Origin of the sequence: Sulfobacillus thermosulfidooxidans DSM 9293 (genome assembly GCF_900176145.1) — a bacterium.
In the GTDB taxonomy this organism is placed as follows: domain Bacteria; phylum Bacillota; class Sulfobacillia; order Sulfobacillales; family Sulfobacillaceae; genus Sulfobacillus; species Sulfobacillus thermosulfidooxidans.
Map to the genome: position 1 here is coordinate 1,203,746 of NZ_FWWY01000001.1, position 19,567 is coordinate 1,223,312.

General features: G+C 51.8%; 16 protein-coding genes. 14 read left to right on the plus strand and 2 right to left on the minus strand.

Annotated features, from left to right (window positions below; all coding sequences use genetic code 11):
* The first annotated feature begins 336 nt into the window (after positions 1-336).
* Genes B8987_RS06280 through B8987_RS06310 form a run of 7 tightly spaced genes read left to right on the plus strand, consistent with a single transcriptional unit; the run spans position 337 to position 8,498 of the window.
* Entirely contained in the window at positions 337-1,812 is a 1,476-nt protein-coding gene (locus tag B8987_RS06280) for a purine-cytosine permease family protein (protein WP_020375265.1), read from the plus strand.
* The gene (locus B8987_RS06285) at positions 1,812-3,005 is read left to right on the plus strand and encodes an amidohydrolase/deacetylase family metallohydrolase (protein WP_084661002.1); all 1,194 of its coding nucleotides are present in this window, start codon (positions 1,812-1,814) and stop codon (positions 3,003-3,005) included. The genes B8987_RS06280 and B8987_RS06285 overlap by 1 nt, the downstream gene beginning before the upstream one ends.
* Positions 3,006-3,018: 13 nt before the next feature.
* A complete protein-coding gene (locus B8987_RS06290; protein ID WP_176213165.1) occupies positions 3,019-4,179 on the plus strand; it encodes an oxamate carbamoyltransferase subunit AllG family protein in 1,161 nt (386 codons plus the stop codon).
* Positions 4,172-5,794, plus strand: a complete 1,623-nt coding sequence (locus B8987_RS06295) for a thiamine pyrophosphate-binding protein (protein WP_176213166.1) — start codon at positions 4,172-4,174, stop codon at positions 5,792-5,794. Before B8987_RS06290 ends, B8987_RS06295 begins: the two co-directional genes overlap by 8 nt.
* Before the next feature lie 21 nt (positions 5,795-5,815).
* Positions 5,816-6,697, plus strand: a complete 882-nt coding sequence (locus B8987_RS06300; RefSeq protein ID WP_020375269.1) for an FAD binding domain-containing protein — start codon at positions 5,816-5,818, stop codon at positions 6,695-6,697.
* Between the two features lie 26 nt (positions 6,698-6,723).
* A complete protein-coding gene (locus B8987_RS06305) occupies positions 6,724-7,197 on the plus strand; it encodes a (2Fe-2S)-binding protein (protein ID WP_242823800.1) in 474 nt (157 codons plus the stop codon).
* Positions 7,179-8,498, plus strand: a complete 1,320-nt coding sequence (locus B8987_RS06310) for a xanthine dehydrogenase family protein molybdopterin-binding subunit (protein WP_242940625.1) — start codon at positions 7,179-7,181, stop codon at positions 8,496-8,498. Before B8987_RS06305 ends, B8987_RS06310 begins: the two co-directional genes overlap by 19 nt.
* Here B8987_RS06310 and B8987_RS06315 read toward each other — a convergent pair.
* Positions 8,411-10,147 carry an IS1634 family transposase gene (locus B8987_RS06315; protein WP_242940626.1) on the minus strand — a complete coding sequence of 579 codons (1,737 nt, stop codon included), beginning with the start codon at positions 10,145-10,147 and terminating at the stop codon, positions 8,411-8,413. The genes B8987_RS06310 and B8987_RS06315 overlap by 88 nt on opposite strands.
* Positions 10,148-10,210: 63 nt before the next feature.
* Here B8987_RS06315 and B8987_RS06320 point away from each other — a divergent pair, with 63 nt between their 5' ends.
* From B8987_RS06320 to B8987_RS06345, 7 genes are all read left to right on the plus strand, one after another.
* A complete protein-coding gene (locus tag B8987_RS06320) occupies positions 10,211-11,338 on the plus strand; it encodes a xanthine dehydrogenase family protein molybdopterin-binding subunit (RefSeq protein ID WP_242940627.1) in 1,128 nt (375 codons plus the stop codon).
* A 40-nt stretch (positions 11,339-11,378) separates the two neighbouring features.
* Positions 11,379-13,322 (plus strand): AAA family ATPase, encoded by a 1,944-nt coding sequence (locus B8987_RS06325; RefSeq protein ID WP_084661005.1) that lies wholly within the window; start codon positions 11,379-11,381, stop codon positions 13,320-13,322.
* Positions 13,323-13,388: 66 nt separating this feature from the next.
* Positions 13,389-15,974, plus strand: a complete 2,586-nt coding sequence (locus tag B8987_RS06330) for a molybdopterin-dependent oxidoreductase (RefSeq protein WP_242940628.1) — start codon at positions 13,389-13,391, stop codon at positions 15,972-15,974.
* The gene (locus B8987_RS19935; RefSeq protein WP_242940629.1) at positions 15,971-16,213 is read left to right on the plus strand and encodes a hypothetical protein; all 243 of its coding nucleotides are present in this window, start codon (positions 15,971-15,973) and stop codon (positions 16,211-16,213) included. Before B8987_RS06330 ends, B8987_RS19935 begins: the two co-directional genes overlap by 4 nt.
* Positions 16,210-16,668, plus strand: a complete 459-nt coding sequence (locus B8987_RS06335) for an SRPBCC family protein (protein ID WP_020375274.1) — start codon at positions 16,210-16,212, stop codon at positions 16,666-16,668. Before B8987_RS19935 ends, B8987_RS06335 begins: the two co-directional genes overlap by 4 nt.
* A 30-nt stretch (positions 16,669-16,698) precedes the next feature.
* Positions 16,699-17,562: an FAD binding domain-containing protein gene (locus tag B8987_RS06340; RefSeq protein ID WP_084661006.1), complete on the plus strand. Its 864-nt coding sequence runs from the start codon at positions 16,699-16,701 to the stop codon at positions 17,560-17,562.
* A 72-nt stretch (positions 17,563-17,634) separates the two neighbouring features.
* A complete protein-coding gene (locus B8987_RS06345; RefSeq protein ID WP_176213167.1) occupies positions 17,635-18,750 on the plus strand; it encodes an XdhC family protein in 1,116 nt (371 codons plus the stop codon).
* A gap of 33 nt (positions 18,751-18,783) precedes the next feature.
* Here the strand turns inward: B8987_RS06345 and B8987_RS06350 are convergent, their stop codons facing one another.
* Positions 18,784-19,218: a Fur family transcriptional regulator gene (locus tag B8987_RS06350; protein ID WP_020375277.1), complete on the minus strand. Its 435-nt coding sequence runs from the start codon at positions 19,216-19,218 to the stop codon at positions 18,784-18,786.
* Positions 19,219-19,567: the final 349 nt, after the last annotated feature.

Consider the following 19,567-nt stretch of genomic DNA (forward strand, 5'->3'; position numbering starts at 1 on the left):
CCTTATCATTTCTTATTGCATTGGCATGGCGACAACAAGAGCGAGCTCGTTACGGCATTTTGCCAGGATAAAAAGCTTCAATCATCTCGGGAGCGGTCACAAAAGGAGATTGTCTATTTTCGTTTAGCAGGACAATTTTTTCGGCAATTTCTATGTCAGAATACAAATGGTTTGTGTAAGGTATCTGTTATGATCAACGTGAAAGACGACATAATTCCTCGGGTAAATCTCGTAATCCGCCAAAAGTTTTTTGTGTGATGTCAATAGTATTTGTGTCATTCGTGATATTTTGTCGGTTCATCACCAATTCCTAACATGATGAAAGGAGTGACGACAATGGCCGTTGAGGAAATGGTCGTGGAACAAGATAAAGCGTTTCATGTGGAGACCCATGGTATTGATATTATTCCCGAAAATCAACGCCACGGGTCGCCGAAAGATTTATTTTGGGTGTGGATTGCGGGGAATCTCACCTTTGGGGAATTTGTTATCGGGGATCTCTTTATTCAAATGGGTCTCAGTTTATGGGAAGCGCTGGCGATTGATCTCTTTTGTGCCGTGGCCTATGTCATTTTAGGATGGATGAGCTTGGCCGGACCCAAAGCGGGCACGGCGACCCTAACGATTTCGCGGGCGATTTTTGGGATTAAAGGCAACCGCCTCCCCGCCTTATTTAGTTGGATTGATACGGTGGGATGGGAAGCGGTGAACACGGTGCTGACGGTGTTTGCCCTGGTGGAACTCTTTGGTCTTATCGGATTACCCCATCAAGGTGTCGGCGTGACGATTGCCGCCCTCGTGATTAGTCTCTTGTTGACCTATATTGTGCCGATTTTAGGTCACCAAACTGTCGTGGTCATGCAGCGGATTTTAGCGTACGGGCTGGCCCTGTTGTCTCTTGGCTTATTCTTCGTGGTGTTGCCGCATGTGCCGTGGAATTTCGCTGCCTCGGCCCATCCTTGGGCGGCCAATAATACCTTAACCTTTATTTTCGGCTTGTCAGTGGGACTGATGTCCACGGTGCTGTCGTGGACCAATTATGGATCCGACTATTCCCGCTATCTGCCGAAAAACGTGTCGGCGAAAGCGGTGGTGGGCTACACCTGGCTAGGATCAGGGATTGCGGCCATTGTGATGCTGGGGCTCGGAAGTATTGTGGGCACCCTGGTGAACTCCCAGGCCTATGCTGCCAATCCGGTGACAGCGATTGTGAAAATCTTGCCGGGATGGTATGACATTCCCTTTTTACTGGTGGTGATTGCGGGTCTCGTGACCGGCAACTACCTTAATTCTTACAGTTCCTCCATGAGCTTTTTAGCTATGGGCGCGAAAATTCACCGGTTAGCCTCCGCCCTGCTCGACAGTGGGATTGCGGTGGCCATTACGTTATATGCCCTGTTTTTAGCTCCGGCTTTCCTGACGTTTTTCCAAAACTTTTTAGATTTAGCGGTCTTGGTGATCGGGCCATGGACGGGTATGTTTTTGGCGCATTACTTTGCGACAAAAGGGAACTATGATGCGCCCAGTTTGGTCATGGAGACTCCCCAGAGCCGCTACTGGTTTCAGGGGGGGACGAACTGGCCGGCTATTATCATTTTTCTGGTGTCGGCGTTCATGGCCTTTTGGTTTGTGGATTCGACCTTGTGGGTGAGTCCCGTGTCGAAAAACTGGTTGGGCGGCATGGATTTGAGTGCGTTTGTGGGGCCCATTTTGGGATTTGTTTTGTATTGGCAGTGGTACCAGACGCGTCTATCTACTCACCATGTTTCGATCGAACCGTGGGCGGCTATTAAGGAAGAAGGCGAAGCATAATGGTTGATTTAGTGATCCGTGGGGCTCGGGTTCTCTCTCCGGCAAATGGGCTTGATGTGGTGACAGATGTCAGTGTTACGGGCACGCAAATTGATGATGTCGGTCCCTTTGAGCCAGGGAAAACCGCCAGACAAGAAATTGATGGCAGAGGATATCTATTAAGCCCCGGTTTTATCGATTTTCATGTTCATGGTTTTGCTTATTTCACCGATTATGGTACCTACCCGGACGATGTTGGTGTGCGCTCAGGGGTGACGACCGTAGTTGATCAAGGAAGTGCGGGATATTTAACCTTTCCCGCCTTCCACGAATTTATGGTAAAACACAGTGCGACCCGGGTTTTGTCCTATTTGAATATTGGGGCAGTTGGTACGATCAAAGGCAGCATGCTACCCGCCTTACACGGACCAGATACCGTGGATGTTGGGGCTGTGGTCGAATTGATTGCAAAATATCCCCAAATTATTAAAGGCATCAAAACGCATGCCGAAATGGGCGGGGTTGCCCGGTGGGGTTTTCGTGTTCTCCAAAAAGCCAAAGAGGCGGCAAAGCGAGCTGGCGTACCCTGTTATGTTCATACGGGGAAATTGATCCCTGCTGAGGGATTTCAATTGCCCGATCCCGATACCATTTTGCCCCAGGCTTTGGAATACCTCGAACCCGGGGATATTTTAACCCACTGTTTTACAGGACATCCGGGCGGCATTGTGAAAACGACGGGCGAGGTACACGAAGCGGTGCGACATGCGACTCAAAATGGTGTGTATCTCGATGTGGGCTACGGGGAACATTTCTCCTTTGACATTGCCCAAAAGGTGTTAGACCAGGGCGTGATGCCCTACCTCGTCAGTAGCGATGTTCACGCATTGTTTAATCGACCGCACAGTTTACAAGCCACCTATGGCCTTTTTAGCGCCTTATCGCACTTGATGGCATTAGGAATTCCTTTAAACGATTTGATTGCCATGGTTACGGACCACCCAGCCAAGATTTTAGGGCTCGATCAGGAACTAGGCCGGATTGAGCCAGGGTATCAAGCCGATTTGACCTTATTTCGTCTGGAATCGGGATCATTCACGTTTCGCGACCGTTTCGGGGTCAGTGTGTCCGCCCAGACGAGGCTGGTGCCAGAATTGACGATACGCCAAGGGGTTCGCTATCCGGTTCAGGTCATGGAGGAATCGGAGGTGTAAAGGGGGAATGCGCGTGATTAAAAGTCAGGATTTGTCCCCGCGGCTTGTGGGTGTGATCCAGGCGAAAGACGTCGTGTCCTATGAGAGTCCTTGGCTGCTCCATCCGGGTCCCCCTTTATCACGTGCCTTGGATACCCTTTATCCTGCACAACGGAAAACACTGAAAGCCTTGGCCTTATGGGAACATTGGTCCGATGATGATAAGGAGTTGAAACAGTCTCTCAGGTTGTTTCCAACGCAAGATTTTCATATTGCTGCGCCATTAGTGGGATGGGTTTCGCCATCAATGTTGTTGTGGGTTGTCGAAGATCCAATCACCCATTTTAAGGGGTATGCGCCAATAAACGAAGGCACGGGTCCGAGTCTTCGAATGGGTGAGGTGTCTAAGGCAATCTTAGACCGCCAAGAGTGGCTCAACCAGGTTTTTGCCCCGGTGATGACAGAACTATTGCATGTTCTCGATATTCAACTCTGGCCGATTATTCAACAAGCTCTGTATATGGGCGATGAACTGCACATGCGCTCTGTCGCGGCATCTTTTGTGTTTCAAAATCTCTTAATGCGTCCTTTGTTGACGTCGGGACGGTTTGGCGCATTAAGCCTGACCGATCAAATGATGTTCTTTCAGGTTTTATGGGGGAACCCGCTTGCCTTTTTAAACATTGTCATGGCCATGAGCCAAATTTATTTTCAGTACTGGGCAGAGCAAAAGTTTCCCGCCAACATGATTACAGCCATCGGCGCCAATGGATTTGCTTGGGGCTACCGCTGTCACGACGACCCGGCTCATTGGCAGCTTGTTCCCGCCCCATTGGCCGTACCAGGACGGCAGGTGGCGCGATCTTTTCTTCCCATTATCGGCGATAGTTTTGTGTGCGAGGTAATGGGATTTGGGGGACAGATTATTCACAATGCGCCAGGTCTTTGGCAAGACATAGGCTATGTTCCGCCTCTTTCTCCATCAGAATTTGGTCGGTCGGCTTTGTGTGCTCAAAATCTCCCCGTTGTTTTAGCAGGTGAAGAGATGCCCTTGCGTGGTGGAGCGTGTCCGTCGGATTTGCCCCATATGGCCTTTGATACGGCGTGTGTGGGCATCGAAGGAGGATTTTTAGGAGCAGGCCGCGTGGACGGGAGTTCCTGGTACCGATCGAAGCGGGATGAATGTTATGGCTAATTACGCTGACTATCTATTGATGTGGTTAACAAGGCAAGGCGTAACCCGGATTTTCGGAAATCCCGGAACGACAGAACTCCCGCTCATTGAGGCGTTAGCACGGCAGTCGCAAATTGAATATGTCTTAGGACTTCATGAAACAGCCGTGTGTGCCATGGCTGATGGATTAGCAAGACTGACCCGCCATATTCAAGTGGTGTCACTCCATGCTGCTCCGGGCCTAGCCAATGCGGAAGCCATGATTTACAATGCCGCTTTTAGCCATAGTCCGTTACTGTTACTGATTGGGCAGCAAGATACCCGTCTCTCCTATGAGCGCCCTTTTCTTGGAGCCGATTTGAAAGATAGGATAAAGCCCTTAGTCTTAGATGTGTGGGATATTACCGACCCGGATCATCTTCTTCGCTCTTTGCGACAGGCCTGGGCACGTTTACAGGTAGAACCCTCAGGACCGGTTGCCTTGATTCTTCCCATGAATATTTTGTCACAATCCGTTGAGAACAATGAAGACCCGTTATGGCAAGCTCCTGTTGTCCCTGTGAGGACCACCAATCAGCCCAGTCAAGAGATTATTGAGGAGTTTGTCTCCCTCTTAGCCCGACCGATACCCAAGGCGCTGGTGATAGGAGACCGGGCGGTAACCAATCCCGAAGTGTTGCCGGCTCTTTTTCGGGTGGCGCACTATGGACATTGTGATGTGTTTAGCGAACCCTTTGCCACGCAATTGACGTTCTTACCCTGGAATGACGGTTGTTATTACGGACGTCTTCCCCGGCAGGAAAAGGATTTGGCCAGGCGTTTGGCGCCCTATCGTCATGTTATTGGACTAGGGACTGAAATGTTTCGGGTCTTTACCCGGGACGAGGATCACCTGCCATGGTGGGATCAAGCTCAGGTCACACAAGTGGACAGCGATGTGCGCTATTTTCACTATGCTCCCGGCACCACGAGTATTCTTTCTTCGTTAGACGCTTTCATTATCGGCGTGGCGAATGATCTTCCTGATGGCATACCATGTGAACCCCGTGCGGTTTCAGGCATTCAAGACCTTACCCGTCCACGAGCTGAGGAATGGGAGACACGTGACGGAACAGAACAATTCTGGTCCTCTTTAGCATCGTGGATTTCGCCCGACATGATTGTGGTGGATGAAAGTATCTCCGGGCAAAATGCGCTTTTGCGCCATCTTCAGCGCCAAGAGCCGAAAACCTATTACGCGCAGGCCGGCGGTTCACTGGGTTGGGGCATCGGTGCAGCGGTGGGGATGTGCTTTGACCAGGGAAAGCCGGTGATTGCGATTGTGGGCGACGGCAGTGCGCTATTTGGACTTTATGCTTTATGGACTGCGGCTCAATACCAGTTGCCGGTGCGGGTGTTAATTTACGATAACCACGGATACCAGATTCTTAAAGATCAGTTGCCCGATAACCCGAGGGCTCATAGCTTGCTCGATATTCGCGGACCCACGATTCGTTGGCAACCGCTTTTGGCGGGTTTATCCTGTCCCGTTTTTGAGTCGGAACTTCCCAAAGAGCCCTGGGAATTCGAAAAAGTGTGGCAGCAATTTATCAGCCAAAGAGGACCGAGTGTATGGGTTGTTCATGAAAAAATCTGATCGCGTTTTGAGGTGATTTTTGTGTATCCCTACCCTTTTGATTATGTCCGTCCTGACACCCTCGAAGAGGCATTGGTTTTGGCTCAAGAGGATGGCATGAAGTATTTAGCGGGCGGGCAGAGTTTGTTGCCGTTATTGAACTTGCATGTGGCCGAGATTAAAGGAGTCATTGATCTCCAACAGGTCGCTCCCCGTTTAAAGTTTATTGAATGGGAACAAGATCACGTTGTCCTCGGTTCGTTTTTAACGCACGAGGAACTTCATCATGCGAGCTTGTTGGGGCGGCGTTGCCCCTTATTTCCCATGGCTGCGGCTTGTATTGGCCATCCCCGTATTCGTCAAAGAGGAACCTTAGGCGGCAGCCTCGCCCATGCCGATCCGTTGGCCGAATGGCTTTTGGTGATGACTCTTCTAGAGGGGAAGGTTATTCTCACCTCTTCCCAAGGGGAACGCCAAATTCCCTTTCAAGAGTACTTGTTGGGACCGATGATGACCGTACTGGATCCGGGTGAACTGATTGTGGCCGTGGACATTTCCCTACCGGAGGCGGCCAGTTATGGGTTCGTTGAGATGTCAAGACGACCAGGGGATTATGCCTTGGTAGCCGCCGGTGTGTCTGTCCTGTGGGATCAGGACCGGATTGCCAAGGCGTCTATTGCTGTAAGCGGCATATCAGACGTTCCCGTCACCTTTCCCGTTATCACCAGGAACCTATCTGATGAATACCCATCGCTAGGACTGATCGATGACGTCAAACGGGCGATTGAAGCCGAGGTAGATCCGCCTTCCGATATCTTGGCGGATGCATCCTATAGGCGGCATTTGGCAGCAACGCTTGTGGGAAGAGCTCTTTATCAAGCCTTTGATGACAGAGTTCAAGGGCAAAGGCTGATGGCCAAATGAGGGAGAACGTTCGGCCGGGAGGAGATATGATGCACGTGCAATTCCGACTCAATGATGAGCCAGTGGAGAGTCACATTGCAGGACATGAAACGTTGCTGGCTGTGTTGCGCGATCAACTCGGAGTGACGGAAGTCAAATACGGGTGTGGAGAAGGCGCATGCGGGGCCTGTGTGGTGTTGGTGGACGGCAAACCGTTGGCATCGTGCCTAACTTTGTGTGCCAGTGTGGAAAATGCCGACATTATGACCGTGAAAGCCCCCGATCCTTCGGGCTTGTGGGCCTTGTTACAAGACCGGTTTGCTGCTCATGAAGCGGCTCAATGCGGGTTTTGTTCTCCGGGTTTGTTGGCAAGTTGTTTTGCGTTAATTCAACGCGGGGAAAAGCTTACCCGCCAACAAATCCGGGAAGCGTTGTCTGGTCACATTTGCCGGTGCACGGGCTACCACCATATTGTCGATGCCGTCGAGGAGGTGATGACATTATGGCCAGTCATGTCCTGACCCCAACCCCATCGATCATTGGCCAAAAGGTGATCCGGGAGGATGTTCGCAAGAAGGTTGCGGGAGAGGTGCTTTATAGTGCAGATTGGGTGATGCCGGGCATGCTCTATGCAAAATTGGTGCGCGCATTATACCCCCATGCCAAAATCACGAAAATCGATAGCCAGGGTGCTTACCAGGTCCCTGGGGTGGTGCGGGTCATTGAAGCCAAAGATGTTCCCGTCAACCAGTTTTATGATGATCCGAGCGGATTGGGCGAAAAGATTGCCCAACACAAAGTGTTTCAAGACGATGAAGTGAGGTATGTGGGCGAACCCATTTGTTTGGTCGTTGCTAAGACCCCCGAAGCAGCGGAAAAGGGCGCTGAGGCCATTTGGGTCGATTACGATATATTACCTTCCGTGCATGATCCGTTGGAGGCGTTAAAAGAAGATGCTCCTTTAGTGCATCCCCACGGTAATACCGTGGTTGAGTGGAACGTGCATAAGGGCGATGTGGATGCCGTCATTCAAGATCCTGGTTTAGTTCATATTCAGCGCACTTACCGTACCGGGTTCGTGGATCATCTGTATCTGGAACCGGAATCCGGCGTGGGGTGGATTGATAACGATGGGATTGTGACCTTACGCTGTGCCACACAAGTGTTGGAACATTACCGGGATATTGCCCGCATGTTAAATCTGCCCGAGAACCGGGTCCGGGTCATTTGTCCCTATGTCGGTGGCGGATTTGGCGGCAAAGAAGACATGACGGTCGAACCGTATTTGGCCATTGCAACATGGATTACGCAAAAACCGGTCAAAATGGTGTGGTCCCGGCAAGAATCTCTTCTAGCCAGACCTAAACGACATCCCTTTATCATGACTTATGATGTGTGGGCCAAGCCACAGGGGGAGCTTGTGGCTATGAAAGTCGATATTACTGGGGATGCGGGGGCCTATGCCATGTTATCCCCCCGCGTCTTATTTGCTGCGGCGGTTGTGGCCACGGGTCCTTACCGGATCGATCATGTTGATGTCAAATCCCGAGCGGTGTATACCCACAACGTGCCAACAAGTGCTTTTCGCGGGTTTGGCGCGATGCAAATGGCTTTTGGTTATGAACAAATTATGGAGGAGATAGCCCAGGAACTGGGCATTGATGCCGTCGAGTTCAGGCGGCGTCATTTTATCACGTATTTCGCACCCTTTGGTACGTGGTTTGGGCATTTTTTTTATTCCCGTTTCGGAGGGTTGGGGGGCTCCGTATACACGGTCTCGGGTAACGCTAAGGCCTCCAAAATGGCCAAAAATGTCGCCTGAAAGCGTTGCGGTACGGCGACTTGCCGCGCCCCTGACGGCAACGGAATCACCTGGACGGAATGGAGGTGTCGGATGATTTCGTGGCCCGTCGGGTGCGTGAGCACCCGCCGCGCCGGCGAGGGAATGGACACGGCACTGCGGCGCGCGCGCCGCTCCATCACACTATATAACAAGCACGCCATCAGGAGCACATAGCCTAACGCTTCCACCCGTTCGGGCTTTTTCACAAACAAGGCATCCACAAACAACGGATCTTTCAAAAAGTGGAAATGGCGTTCACAGTGCACTTGCCCTTTATATTCCTGCAAGAGGGCACGCGCGTCCCAGTCGCGGCGATCTAACGGGGTGATCAACACGAAGGTGGCCTGGCGTTCCCATTCGCGTTGCCGTTGGGCGGCGTTCACCGCGCCGATGGTGGCCGTGACGCGCCACCCGATTTTGGTCTGGGGTTCCTCCGTTTTCGGCGGTCGGCCCCGGCGGCTACGGGGGAGGCGCTGCACTTCTTCATGGAGGGTCGTCTCCACCGCAAACCACGCAGTTTCGCGGCGGGCTTGCCACTGGCGGGCCGCCTGAGCGGCGTCCTCGCGACAGTCATAGAGCGTCTGGGACAGGACGTGGGCGGCGTCGGCCAAGGCTTTGCGGGCGTTGGCGATTTGCTGATCCAGGGTTTTTTCTTTGTGGGTCTCCAGCCGGGAAGATCGGTAGACGACCAGCCGATAGGGCACGTCATCGATCATAGCCTGTTGCTCGGAGGCCCAATACTCCGCCGCGTCGCGGCGGGCGGCGACCGACCCGAGGAAGGTCCAGGCATCTTGAGCCCACGCCGTCTCTTTCGCGGTCTGCGCCACGGCAAATGTCGAAGGACACCGCGAGATGAAGCGGAGGTTGGCCTGACGCAGGCCGGCGAGATTGGGCTTCGTGACTAAGGACGAGTCGGCGACATAGATCACATCGTGAAGCTCTTGGGGCGAAAAGGCGGCCACTAACTCCTCAATCATCCGGCGATTGAGGGTTTTGTCCGAGGTATTGCCCGAGGCCACCGACCCAAAGCGCAAGACCCCTTCCCCATTCACAAACACCGTTAAGAGCACTTGTTTGAGATCGGGGCGCCGATCTTTCGAATGGCCGCGCCGGGGCATCGCACGGGGAGGGACGGCGGCATCGTCGACCGCCGTGGGGTCGCAGGGCTCTGTGTCGTCTTCGGCGGACCGATAGGCCCCCTGCAACGATCGGGAGGTACTGTCCCAATGCCCCGAACGCAGTTCAATCGCTTCTCGAGCATAAGCCTGCGCGGCTACCGCCGTAAACACCGCGGCGGGCCCGGCCTGAAACAGTTTATCCAACGCCCGCCCCAGCGCATCATCGGTAAAATCCGCGGCCGTACGGCCGCGCCCGAGCAACAAGGGCACATCCGTTTCTGCGAGACGATCCGGGACGCGATACAGAGGGGATTTGCCCGTCAAAATGTCGAGCACCATCGCCAAAATGCGTTCACCCGGCGATGTCCGACATTGCTGCGCATCCCAAACCAATAAGGTATTTAAGAGATCCACGAATCCGATAGCATCCGCGATCCCGCGAATTACGGGCGCGGCGCCGACAACCCGACTGGGCAACTCGACAAGTTTCATAAAGAGAATATTCGACACGCGACCGCCAAATCCTTTGCGAGAACATTCCGTCTATAATTAATACTAAATGGAAAAATTTAGGTGCGGAAAACCTGTTTTATCCGCAAAGGCGACAAGTTAGCAACAGGAGAAATCCAGGACACGGCGGTGTGGCTCAATCAAACCTTGGATAAAGTTTTAGAAGAGCTAGGAGATGCACCGGTTCCGGCAGATTCTTCTAAACGCATTGGGCGGGGCATTGCCTGCACCATGCAACCTTATGGCCGTACGGTGTGGTTTCATGATCATGCTTCTTGCTGGCTCAATCTCGAGTCCGATGGTAGCGTGGTCTTAAGAATTGGCGTTCCGGATATTGGTGGGGGCCAAGCCGCGTCTTTGTGTCAAATTGCTGCTGAAATTCTCCACGTACCTCTAGAGGATGTGCGGCCCTATTACGGAGACAGTGCGCTGACGCCTTTGGCTGGGGGAACATTCGCCACCCGTCAACTCTATATGTCGGGCAATGCCGTGGTAAAAGCCGCTTTAGCACTTCAAGAGAAAATCGAACAGGTGCTGACCATGACATGGGGCGAACACCAATGGCAATGGCAAGATGGGTTTGCTCATTCGGCTTCTGGGCTTAAAATATCCCGGTCCGCTATTTATGAAGCGGCAAATGCCTTACATTCCCCTCTTAGTGTGCATACCACTTTTCATGCGGAAACCGGTGAGGGCTATGACAACCGCAAGGGCCGGGCGTTTAAAACATTTCCCGACTTTACCTTTGGGTGTCATGGTGCAGTAGTGGAAGTCGATGAAGAAACCGGCGCGGTGAAGGTCCTGCGCTATGTCGCCAGTCACGATGTCGGAGTAGCCATTAACCCTTTAAGCGTAGAAGGGCAAATTCATGGCGGTGTCGTGCAAGGGCTGGGTTATGCCTTGTCTGAAGAGGTGATCTATCAAGAAGGGCAATGTGTGACCACATTGTTCAGTCAATATATGGTGCCAACCGCCAAGGAAATGCCTGATATCACCGCCATTATTCTCGAGTCGCACGAGGGCAAAGGGCCATTTCATGCAAGAGGAATTGGGGAGCCCGCGATTTCCCCGGTGGCTCCCGCCGTAGCCAATGCGATTGCCAATGCCTTAGGATCATCCTTGCGTGTGCGCTCCCTACCCATGACGGCGGAGAAAATTTGGCGTGAACTTTCTTCGGTGAGCCAGGAGTAAATCTCCTTACGGGGTTACGGGAAAAGGGGGTGACAATCTGATGCGTTTTGATGAGAACCATTTGGCATTCACCGTCATTGGGCGAGATAAAGAGAGACAATTGATTGTGGCGGCGTTAATGGCGAAGCGTCCCGTTTTATTGGTTGGGGCTCCGGGAACTTCTAAAACGACGCTATTGCAAGGGATCGTGCACACTATGACGCATTTTGGTGGCGTCTACCCCGTCACGGGGGATGATCAATTATCCATTACCGCATTGGTGGGAACCTATGATCCGGCGGGGGTGATGAAAGATGGCTACAAGCCCGAATATTTTATCCCAGGCCCCTTAACCCAGGCCATGGAACAAGGCGGGATTCTTTACATTGAAGAGCTTAACCGGACTCAAAGTTCGACATTAAATGCTTTACTAACCGTCTTGTCAGATGGCTATTTGGACATTCCCCGGCGCGGGCGCATCTGGGCCCTGGAGTCCTTTGGGGTGGTGGCAGCAAGTAATCCGCTAGATGATGTGGGAACGGAACGTTTGTCACGGGGACTGCTTGACCGCTTTGTGACCATCTATCTCGATTATCAAACCCGGGACGAAGAACAAGATATTGTGCGTCAGCATGTGCCAAGAGCTAACCCTGAGTGGATTGATTACAGTGTTGAGGTGATGCGGCGGACTAGACAACATCAAGACTTGCTCTATGGTTCCTCCGTTCGGGGAGCGATTGACTTCCTTAAAATCTTAGAACACGTGGCGTCGGATGGGGATACGGTCATTTGGGATGTGGGGATTACCGCGTTCTCGAGCAAGGTAGCCGCGCGTCCTTCGGCAGGGCGCCGTGTGCAGGACATTCTTCTTGAGATCATGAAAAGTCAGCCTTTACCTAATCCCCCTCCTTTTTCCCACTGGCCCTCTTTTCCAAAACCGCCTGAAACGGCAAATGGACCGGGCATGTTAGGAAGCGAAGCCAGGCGCAAGAACGCGGGTGATAGCACAACCCAAGAGTCCCTACCGGAGGCACCTTTTGACGGCAAAGAATCCCCGTCTTCGTCCACCCGCATTGACATGGCATGGCAAGGGGAGACAGGAGGAATCCGGGGACGCTCTCTTTTGCACGAATCCCCGGATTTGCCACCTTCTTTGCATTTTGGCCTCACCCAGCAAGAAGAACGAAGGGGGGATAAGCCGTCTACCCCCTGGGTGGATGAGGCCATGCTAAAACAGCTGCGCTCGTCCCATTATGCGCCGCTATTGCCCACCATTTCGACGTCTTATGGCCGGCGATATCAAGGCCATCACGTGGTTCCTTTCCGGGAGGGAATTTTTGGAGAACTAGATGTTGCCGCCACATTGGACAATTTGGCCCGGGATCCTACCAGGGACCGGCTCTCGTCGATGATGATGCGTGCACTCAGGCCAGGTACCCGTCATTTTGCCTTGCTCGTTGATCATTCGGGATCGATGGCCGGGGAGAAATTGGCGGTAGCCTTAGCGATTTCTAGTGTCTTAGCGTATTATTCGCATACGCTAAAGATGGCCTATGGGGTATACGTCTTTGATCAACAGGTCCATGAGATTAAACGCACGAACGATTACCGGACGCTGGATGAGGTGGTTGAGCATTTATTACATCTGGAAGAAGGACGCAGTACCGATCTATCCCTGGCGCTTCGCTATGCCGCACAATTAGGCGATCGGGATCCTGACCTGGAAGTGATTTTGGTCAGCGATTTGATGCCAACCCGCGGGGAAAAGACCTTTGGGGCTTTACGTCAAAGAATTCAAAAAATCCCCCATCTTTATATCTGCCATGTCCCCAAGGCTGGTGAGAGGGTGTTTTCTAAAACGATTGATCATCATGCTGAGAATCTCGATCTCTATGGTCTATGGGGTCTGTCTTGGGTCGGCGCTAAACGGTTTTGTTCTGTGACGAGCCTAAGGGATATCAGCACGTTCCTGGGATTGCTTTCGGGTCGAGATACGTGGCTTTAGATCGCCTTGGCGGATGACGAGACCACCAAGAATTGCTTCGATTATCTACAAAAGGAGGTCATCTCTTTGCAAGAATTGACCCTCACTGTCAACGGGAAGCATCATCATCTTCTTATCCCTGAAATGCGCACACTGCAAGATGTTTTGCGTGAGGATTTAGGAATGACGGGGACCAAAAAGGTCTGTAATGACGGGTATTGCGGGGCTTGCACGGTTCTTCTCAATCAACAAGCGGTCAAGAGCTGTTTGGTTCTGGCGCTTAATGTCAACGGGGAAGACATTGTGACCATTGAAGGGTTAAGCGCCAATCACCGTTTAGATCCCCTGCAACAAGCCTTTATTGACCATGGGGCGACCCAGTGCGGGATGTGCACGCCGGGCATGATCTTATCGGCGAAGGCGTTATTGTTGCACCAGCCTCACCCCACAGAAGATGACATTAAAGAGGCCATTAAAGGGAATTTATGCCGCTGCACAGGATATGTCAAAATTGTCGAAGCGATAAAGGCTCTGGCCGAGACCTCGTCCCCATCTTCCCTGGCCCACAGTTCGCCCCTGGCCTTAGAAGAAGCCGGTAAAGAGGTAGTGGGACATGGGGTGCTGCGGGTGGATGGACAAGAAAAGGTCAGTGGACAAGCCTCTTACGTCATCGATATGACACTACCGGGCATGCTCTATGGCGCGATATTGCGCAGTCCCATTCCCCACGGCCGAATCCTGTCCATTAAGACGGAAGCCTGTTTAGCCTTAGAGGGTGTGATGGCCGTAATTACGGGCCAAGATATGCCGTCCAAAGGATTTGGCGCTTTTGTGGCGGACGAAACGGGACTCGCGGTAGACAAAGTGCGTTATGTGGGAGATGGGGTGGCGGCTGTCTGTGCTACCGATGAAGAGACGGCCAGAAGAGCGTTATCTTTGATTGAAGTAGAATATGAGGAATTACCGTATGTGACGGATCCCGAAGAAGCCTTAGCGGAAAATGCTCCCAAAATTCATGATGTGGAGCGCAATATCGTCGCCCATAATCAAGTCGTGGGCGGAGATGTCCAGCAAGGGTTTAAAGAGGCTGACTTTATTTTTGAAGACCGTTTTGTCACCTCAAAACAAGCCCATACCTGTTTAGAACCCCATGTGTGTATTGCTGACTGGGATTTGTCAGGCAAAATCACGTTGTATGACTCGACTCAAACCCCTTATTTCATGCGCTATCATCTGGCCAATATTTTTGATCTGCCAACCAGTAAAATTCGGGTCATTGCGCCCTATGTTGGCGGCGGATTTGGTAGCAAGAGTGAGGTCCAGGCGATTCACGTCTGTGCCTTAATCCTGTCCAAAATGACGGGAAAACCCGTCAAGATGGCGCATGACCGAGATGAAGAATTTATTGCCAGCCGGACACGCCATAAAGAAATCATCTATCTCAAGACTGGGGTTAAAAAAGATGGCCGCATTACCGCCAGACAAGCGCGGGTGATTGTGGATAATGGGGCATATACCAGTTATGGACCGGGCGTGTCCCTCACTCAATCGATGTTAGGTGGGGCCGTTTATAAAATTCCTCATTACCGTTATGACGGCTATGTGGTCTATACCAATACGCCTATTGGGGGAGCTTTTAGGGGATTTGGCAGCCCACAATTTACTTATGCGGCGGAAAGTCAAGCTGATATGATCGCCGCCCGTTTAGGGATGGACCCGTTAACCTTTCGCCGAATCAATTTAACGGAGACTGGCGATCGGGCGATTTCAGGACCGGTGTTGCGCACCAATGGCGCGCGCGAAACGTTGGAGCGGGTGGTTCGAGAACTCGGATATGATTTCCCGGATTCGAATAACCGGTTAAAGAAACCGCCCTATGTGGGAATCGGCTTTGCCGTGGGGACACATTTTACCAGCGGGAAGTTTCACCCTGAAGCCAATGCGGATTTTTGCGGAGCGACGGTTAAGGTGAATGATGATGGCTCGGTAAACATTTTGGCTGGCGTGGTGGAAATGGGAACAGGATGTGCCACCACGTTATCGCAAGTTGCGGCTGAAGAACTGGGGATTGATCTCCGTGATATTGAAATTACCCTAAGTGATTCGGAAATGACACCGCCGGACCTGGGCACTTTTGGGTCACGAGCCACCACCTTGGGCGGGCGTGCCGTACAAGAAGCGTGCCGCAAGATTAAGGTCCAATTGACCAAGGAAGCCGCCGGACGTCTTGGCTGTTCCCCACAAGATGTCAAGTTTCACAACAAGCAGGTTTTTGCAGCCTCGGACCCAGAACATGGCATCGATTTAGGGGAACTCGTGCATACCATGCTCTTTCGCGATGGTGGGGGCACTCATGTGATGGCTAGTGCGCACTTTGATGCTCCCTGTTCTTTACCGGATCCGGAAACCGGTGTCGGAGATTTTGCCATGAGTTATTCATTTGGAACCCATGGAGTTGTCCTGCAAGTGGATCCGGATACCGGGAAAATCACAATTTTAAAGGTGGTGGCCGCAACGGACTGTGGCCGTATCATTAATCCTTTAGGTGCTGAAGGGCAAGTGCACGGTGGTATTATGCAGGGACTAGGTTACGCCTTGTATGAAGATTTTAAGTGGTCGATGGACAGCCCCTTTCGACCCGGTTTGGCCAATACAAGATTCCGACGGTCATGACCGTGCCTCCTATCCAGACATTATGGGTCGAAACCGACGATCCCCATGGTCTTTACGGGTCGAAAGGACTCGCTGAAATGGGAATGGTCCCCACTGCCCCAGCTGTGGCTAACGCGGTCTATGATGCCATAGGGGTCCGCATTACCGATTTGCCGATAACTCCGGAAAAGATTTTGCGCGCACTCAGATCGCAACGGCAATTCCCATCAAAGGCCCAATCAAAGGAGACGATCTCATGAACATTATGGAGCACATTTCTGTTCCCCTAGAGCCTGATGCCCTTTGGGAGATGTTAACCAAAGACTTTGAACAGGTTGCCCAATGTTTGCCCGGTCTTTGGGAATTTACTTGGGAAGAGGACAACCGTTATCACATGCAAATGAGCGTTAAAGTGGGGCCTGTGGCCATGAATTTTGTCGGCGAACTCCTGTTAAAGCAGATTGATGCCGCAAACAAAATCTTGCAGATGGAAAGTACGGCCCGTGATCCGAAAATGGCCTCGTCTACCACGATGAATTTGACCATTCAGCTCAAAGAAGATGGCGACGGCAGTCTCATTGTGGTCGATGCCCAAGTGGATGTGCGGGGGAAAGCGGCATCCCTGGGCTGGGGCATGATCCAACCCAAAGCGAAGAGCTTGATGAAAGATTTTGCCAAGAATCTGAAAGGGCTCGTCACGGAGCCGACAACGTAAAGAAACGAGCCGTAAAGGGAGGGATGATCGGTGCAATTTGTGCAGCCACAAACGGTGGATGAGGTTTTAGAATGGCAATCACGACTTGGCCCCAACAGCAAATTGATGGCGGGTGGCCAGTCACTTTTGGCCATGATGCGACAGAAGGTCATCGAACCCGAGGCGATTATCAGTTTAAAACACGTCAAGGACTTGCACCGGGTAGCACTCCAAGAGGATGGCTCGTTATTTATTGGCAGCATGCTGACCCATCATCAAATTGCGACACATCCTCTGATTGGACGCCATGCTCCGTTATTAGCTGAGACGGCAAGAAAAGTCGCATCGGTACAAATTCGCAATCTTGGAACATGGGGCGGCAATATTGCCCACGGGGAACCCGGTGCAGACCCGCCTGCGGCGCTCATGGTGTCTTCCGCTCAAGTTGAATTGATGGGAGAAGGAGGAAGATCCCGGCTCGTGGCGATAAAAGACTTCTTTCTCGATTACCTCACCACCGATATTCGGGAAGGGGAACTGATTACGGGCTTTATTATTCCGCCCACGCCTCCTGGCACTTTCAGTGCTTACGATAAATATACGTTACGCGATGATGGGGATTTAGCGATTGTCGGCATGGCAATGCGGCTTCAGATGACACCCGCCCATCAGATTGCGGATTTAGAGATTGCCTTAAGTGGGGTATCGGTGGTGCCCATTCAAATCCCCAGGATTTCAGAGCGCGTGTTAGGCCAAACTCTGACGGATCCCGTCATCAAGGATATTGCGGAATATGTGAAAAATGCCTGTGATCCGCTTTCCGATGTTGAGGTTTCCAGTGAATACCGGCGGTGGGTCATTGAAGCGCTGATTACAAAGCAATTGTCATCGTTTTCTGAGGCTTCAAGCCTGTGAGGGTTTGCTTTTATCCAGGACCATGCTCCGTATCAAAGTGCTATCCCCTCTTGCGAAAAGGAGTTTATGCTGATGACTTTAATCTCCAGTGTTTCCTCAGGTTCCCGATGGAAAGAAACCCAGCAAGTGTTTGAAGCCATTGAACAGTCGTGGCAACAAGGACACGCCACGGTTTTGGCTACTATTCTTCGGGTGCAGGGTTCAGCCTACCAAAGACCCGGGGCCAAAATGATGATGGACCAAACAGGCAAGATGGTCGGTACGTTAAGTGGCGGTTGCCTGGAAGGTGATTTATGGCAGTGGTCCAGGGAGGTGATGACCTCTAAGAAGCCGAAGATGGTCGTTTACGATTTAGCGAATGATGACCCATGGGGGCTTGGCGTGGGGTGCAAAGGGGTGATTGAGGTGTTGCTGGTGCCAGTCGACGCCAATGCCTTTTGGCAAGATATTCTCGCGGCTGTTCATGATCATCAGCCCTTTGCCCTGGTTTATGAAAAAACCCGGATGAATCTGTCGGCGGTATCAAACACGCATGTTTTTGGCCATCCTCTTTCTGCAGAGATTATCGAGCAGGCACGAGCTGCCCTGAAAGATCCTAAGGTTTATTCCCTAGCTGAAGCGTCAGGAGAATACATTATTGATCCTTTAGGTCAGGAAGCATCCCTAGTGATTTGTGGTGCTGGCTATGATGCAAGGTGTGTGGCCGAATTAGCAGACCAGGTGGGTTTTGAGATCACGGTTTTAGACCCTAAATCGCAGTGGAACACCAAGACCATCGATTCTTTGACGCGGCTTGTGAAGCGTCCGCGAGAATTACTGGGGCACATGAAAGATTGGCAATTTTGGTTGATCATGAATCACCATCAGGCTCTCGATGAAGAGGCCTTGCAGCTGGCTTTACACTCTCATCCCCAATTTGTTGGGGTATTAGGACCCTATGACCGAACATGCGAGATGTTAGCGCATATTGGACACACCTTTTTGGATGGACCCCTTTATGCGCCAGTCGGCCTTGATTTGGGCGCCGAGACACCTAAAGAAGTGGCGGTCAGCATTGTGAGCCAACTCATGATGACGCGCACGCATAGTAATGGCTTGCCGTTGTCCGGACGGAAGAAAATTCACGGGTGCGGTGACCCTCTCCTTCCCCCGGCGTTTCCAGGTGTAGCAGATAACAAGCATGTTTGAGATCCGCATAATGGAAGGAGAACAATCTTTCGTCTACGGCTTGGAAGCTTGAGTGCTACACTTAACGCAGACGCCGCGGATGACCACATCGATGTGGTCGATGGAAGCCGCAGGAGAATGGCCTTGAATCGTGAGCGAGCTGATACCGCTAATTTCAATATCAGACCATTCATGGCACACGGTGCAAAAAAAGTGATGATGGGGTTTTAAACGGAGACCATATAAGGCAATCCCATCTTGCGTCGCTAATTCTTCACAAATGCCGGCATTGACCAGCTCGTTCAGGACTTTATAGGTGGTACCCCGGGCAAGACCCGGCATTTGTCCAAGAAGCCGGTCCCGGATTTGATCGGCACTCCAGTGATATCCCGGATCGTTCAAAAAGATTTGTAAAATCCCTTGACGTTGTGGCGTGACCCGTAAACCCCGATCACGAAGCAACGATTCTGCCGTGATGATTTCTTTCATGGGCCTCACCTTCTTTCATCGTGACCAACATCAGAGTTTTCGCTGGGGAGATACGGTAAGAAAATGGCGAAGGTATTAAAGAAGACCCGGTGTCAGCCGTCTTTAATACCCTCATGTACAATCTCCGGTCATTTTGGCCACATTCTCGCTTTCCGGTAAAAATGCTTAGCCCTACCTTATCATTGTTATGATAGCACACTTTGGCTCTTTTCATACCAGGACCCAAGTCTTTGGCATCGGCTAACGGACTCGGGCCATCTTTTGCGTGTTCGGCAATAACCGTGAAATGATATGATTAAAAACACAGGAATATTGCGGACTCTTACAACCTCATTGTCCGGGAGTGATC